This is a genomic window from Tropicimonas sp. (assembly GCF_047971885.1).
Classification (GTDB): Bacteria; Pseudomonadota; Alphaproteobacteria; order Rhodobacterales; family Rhodobacteraceae; genus Tropicimonas.
This window is the reverse complement of record NZ_JBKEAE010000077.1, coordinates 1-3,662: the sequence shown is the minus strand read 5'-3', so window position 1 is coordinate 3,662 and position 3,662 is coordinate 1. Positions and strand designations below refer to the sequence as shown.

3 protein-coding genes and 1 pseudogene are annotated in these 3,662 nt (G+C 64.6%); 1 reads left to right on the top strand and 3 read right to left on the bottom strand.

The window, feature by feature from the left end; all coding sequences use genetic code 11:
• Window positions 1-565, top strand: a pseudogene (locus ACK5IR_RS07530) (ribonucleoside-diphosphate reductase, adenosylcobalamin-dependent); the annotation flags it as partial.
• Window positions 566-783: 218 nt separating this feature from the next.
• On the opposite strand, the gene ACK5IR_RS07525 reads toward ACK5IR_RS07530, so the two are convergent.
• Genes ACK5IR_RS07525 through ACK5IR_RS07515 form a run of 3 tightly spaced genes read right to left on the bottom strand, consistent with a single transcriptional unit; the run spans window position 784 to window position 3,647 of the window.
• Window positions 784-2,085 carry an NAD(P)/FAD-dependent oxidoreductase gene (locus ACK5IR_RS07525; protein WP_416927492.1) on the bottom strand — a complete coding sequence of 434 codons (1,302 nt, stop codon included), beginning with the start codon at window positions 2,083-2,085 and terminating at the stop codon, window positions 784-786.
• Between the two features lie 5 nt (window positions 2,086-2,090).
• The gene (locus tag ACK5IR_RS07520; RefSeq protein WP_416927490.1) at window positions 2,091-3,482 is read right to left on the bottom strand and encodes an aspartate aminotransferase family protein; all 1,392 of its coding nucleotides are present in this window, start codon (window positions 3,480-3,482) and stop codon (window positions 2,091-2,093) included.
• A gap of 15 nt (window positions 3,483-3,497) precedes the next feature.
• Window positions 3,498-3,647 (bottom strand): hypothetical protein, encoded by a 150-nt coding sequence (locus tag ACK5IR_RS07515; protein WP_416927494.1) that lies wholly within the window; start codon window positions 3,645-3,647, stop codon window positions 3,498-3,500.
• Window positions 3,648-3,662 lie beyond the last annotated feature (15 nt).

Here is a 3,662-nt window from a genome sequence, read left to right as displayed (position 1 = left end):
GGACGGGGCCGAACCGCTGACGCCGCATGGCGACGTTGTCTATCTGTCCGAGCCGCTCGACCGCCCGCAATCGCTCGAAGGACATACCTACAAGGTGAAATGGCCTGACAGCGAGCACGCGCTCTCCATCACCATCAACGATATCGTGCTGAACGGCACGCGGCGGCCGTTCGAGGTGTTCATCAACTCCAAGAACATGGAGCCTTTCGCCTGGCCAGTGGCACTGACGCGGATGATCTCGGCGGTATTCCGGCGCGGCGGCGATGTGTCATTTGTGGTCGAGGAGTTGAAGGCGGTGTTCGATCCGCGCGGCGGGGCCTGGATGCAGGGCAAATATGTACCTTCGATTCTGGCGGCCATCGGCGGGGTGATCGAACGGCACCTGATCTCGATCGGCTTTATCGCCGGCGAGGGGCAGGGGCTCAAGACCGACCCCGAGGCGGAACGCGCGGTCGCGGGCGAACGCCCGCGGGGCCCGGCCTGCCCGTCGTGCGGACAATACGACATCCGGATGGTGGAAGGCTGCAGAACCTGCATGAACTGTGGCTATTCAAAGTGTTCGTGACGACGTGAGTTGCCTGGGCGGGTTCCCGGCATCGTCTGTCTTGCCAACGCCCTTGAAGAATGATCTGTGTTCGCGTCCGGAAGACTGATTACATAATCGGAATGATATTTTCTGGCTATACATCACAATGGCGGCCTTGAGAAATGCCGCCCTCAGACCGGTTAGATGCATGCGTCATGACTGGTCAGCCGATACTGAAATCCGGCATGTTTCCATGCTCAAACCCGGTCGCGCAGCGAATACCACAGCATTGCCAGCACCAGCAGCGGCGTGCGCAGGGCCGCGCCGCCGGGGAAGCGGGGGGTGGGGACGGTCGACATGATGTCGAAGCGTTCGGCCTGGCCGGCGATGGCCTCGGCGGCGATCTGGCCGGCAAGCGTGGCCATGGCGAGCCCGTGGCCGGAATAGCCCGAGAAGTTCAGGATATTTCCCGCCACACGTTCGAAGCAGGGCATCCGGTTCAGGGTGATCGCCAGCGTGCCGCCCCAGGCATAATCCAGCCGGACGCCCCCCAACTGCGGAAAGATCTCCAGCATGGGTTTCGACACCAGCGCCCGGATATCGGGCGGAAACCGGTAGCCATAGCTTTCGCCGCCGCCGAACAGCAGGCGGTGATCGTCGGAAAAGCGGAAGTAGTTGACCACGAACTTGCTGTCGGCAACCGCGCGATTGTTGCGGATGACGGTTTCCTGCATCTCGGGCGGCAGCGGTTCGGTTGCGATGACGAAATTGTTGATCGGCATCACACGCGCTGCGATCCTGCCGTTCAGCCCTCCGAGATAGCCGTTACAGGCCAGAACGGCATGATCGGCGGTGATCGTCGCCGATTCCGTTCTTGCCACCGCCGGGGCGGTTTCGTGCAGTTCGATGACCTTGGAGCCCTCGAAGATGCGTACGCCCGCCGCCTGCGCCAGCCGCGCCAGCCCGAAGGCGAAACCGAGCGGGTCGATATGCCCGGCACCCAGATCAAGTGTGCCACCGTGATAGGCGGGCGAACCGATGAGGTGGCGCATCTCGTCCCGCCCGATGCCACGGATCAGGGGATAGTCGTATTCGTCGCGCAGCTTTCGCGCATAGGCGAGGCTTTCGGGAACGTGGCGCGCACGGTGATCGGCATGGATGACCCCGTCGTGGAAGGTACAGTCCATCGCCGGATCCCGCGAAAGCTCGCGCACCAGATCGACCGATTGCCGTGCGATGTCCCACAGGTGCCGGGCATGTTCGCGGCCGAGCATCGATTCGAGCGCGTCCTGATCGCGGCGCTGGCCCATCCCGGCCTGTCCGCCGTTGCGCCCCGAGGCGCCGAAGCCGACGCGCTGCGCCTCGAGCAGCAGCACGTCGTAGCCGCGCCGCGCCAGATGCAGCGCCGCCGACAACCCGGTGAACCCGCCGCCGATGATGCAGACATCGGCCTGCAATTCTCCCTTTGCGGGCGCAAACCGGGGCAGCGGCGCGTTGACGGCGGCGTAGTAGGAGGGCGGGTATTCGCCGGGGCGGTCGTTGGCGGTCAGCAGGTCCATCGCGGCTATCGGTAGAGCCCTTTTTCCCGGATCTCGGCCAGTGTCAGGTCGAGCGCGCGAACCGCCCGTCCGATCAGCACATCGACGTCGGGTTTCGACAGGATCAGCGGCGGGGCGATGATCATCCGGTCGCCGACATGGCGCATGATCAGATTGCCGCCGAACGAATGGTTGCGGCAGATCAGCCCGACGGTGCCGGTATCGGCGGCAAACGGCGCGCGGGCGGATTTGTCGGGGGTGAGCGCCAGCGCCCCCATGAAACCGGCGATCTGCGCGTCGCCCACCAGCGGGTGGTCGGCAAGCTGTTCCCATTTCTCCCTGAGATAGGGACCGGTGCCGTTCGCCACGTTGTCGACGAGGTTTTCATCCTCGATGATGCGCAGGTTTTCCAGCGCCACGGCGCAGGCCACCGGATGGCCGGAATAGGTGTAGCCGTGGGTAAACTCGCCCGCCGCCGCGACCGTGTTCGCCACCTCGTCGCTGACGATCGAGGCGCCGATGGGGATATAGCCGGAACTGAGCCCCTTGGCGACGGTCATTATATCGGGGTGGATCGCATAGGTCTGGCTGCCGAACATCGCGCCGGTGCGGCCGAAACCGCAGATCACCTCGTCGGCGATCAGCAGTATCTCGTGCGCGTCGCAGATGCGCTGGATTTCCGGCCAGTAGGTTGCGGGCGGGATGATGACCCCCCCGGCACCCTGGATCGGCTCGGCGATGAAGGCGGCGACCCTGCCTTCGCCCAGTTCGGCGATCTTCGCCTCAAGCTCGCGGGCGCAGGCCAGGCCGAATTCGCCGGGGGTCATGTCGCCGCCCTCGGCATACCAGTGCGGCTGGCCGATATGGGCGATATCGGGAATCGGCAGGCCGCCCTGCGCGTGCATCCCCTTCATCCCGCCCAGGCTTGCCCCGCCCATGGTCGAGCCGTGATAGGCGTTGTGGCGCGAGATGATGACCTTTTTCTCCGGCTTTCCCTTGGCCGCCCAGTAATGGCGCACCAGCCGGATGTTGGTGTCGTTCGCATCCGAACCGCCCGAGGCATAGAAAACGTGGTTCAGATCGCCCGGCGCCATGCCGGCCAGCTTTTCGGCAAGTGCGATGGCGGGCACATGCGAGGTCTGGAAGAAGGTATTGTAGTAGGGAAGCTCGCGTATCTGGCGGGCGGCGGCCTCGGCAAGGCTGTCGCGCCCGTAACCGACGTTGACACACCACAGCCCGGCCATCGCATCGAGGATCTGCTGCCCCTCGCTGTCGGTCAGGGTGACGCCCTCGGCGCGGGTGATGATGCGCGCGCCCTTGCGCGCCAGCGCGGCCCCGTCGGTGAAAGGGTGCATGTGATGGGCAGCGTCGAGCGCCTGAAGCTCGGCGGTCGGCATGTGATTGGTGATCGACGTCATCTTTCGGACCTTTCGTCAGACGTTCAGCAGCAGGTGCTGACGCTCCCAGGGAGAAATCTCGCGTTTGTATTCGTCGTGCTCGGCATGCTTGATGCCGGAATAGAGCCGGCAGAACTCGCTCCCCAGCACCTCGCGCACCTCGGTTCCCTCGTCGAAAAGCTCCAGCGCATAGCCCAGATC

Coding starts and splice junctions, on each gene's coding strand:
- ACK5IR_RS07520 (WP_416927490.1), bottom strand. CDS start 3,482: ATGACGTCGATCACCAATCACATGCCGACCGCCGAGCTTCAGGCGCTC.
- ACK5IR_RS07525 (WP_416927492.1), bottom strand. CDS start 2,085: ATGGACCTGCTGACCGCCAACGACCGCCCCGGCGAATACCCGCCCTCC.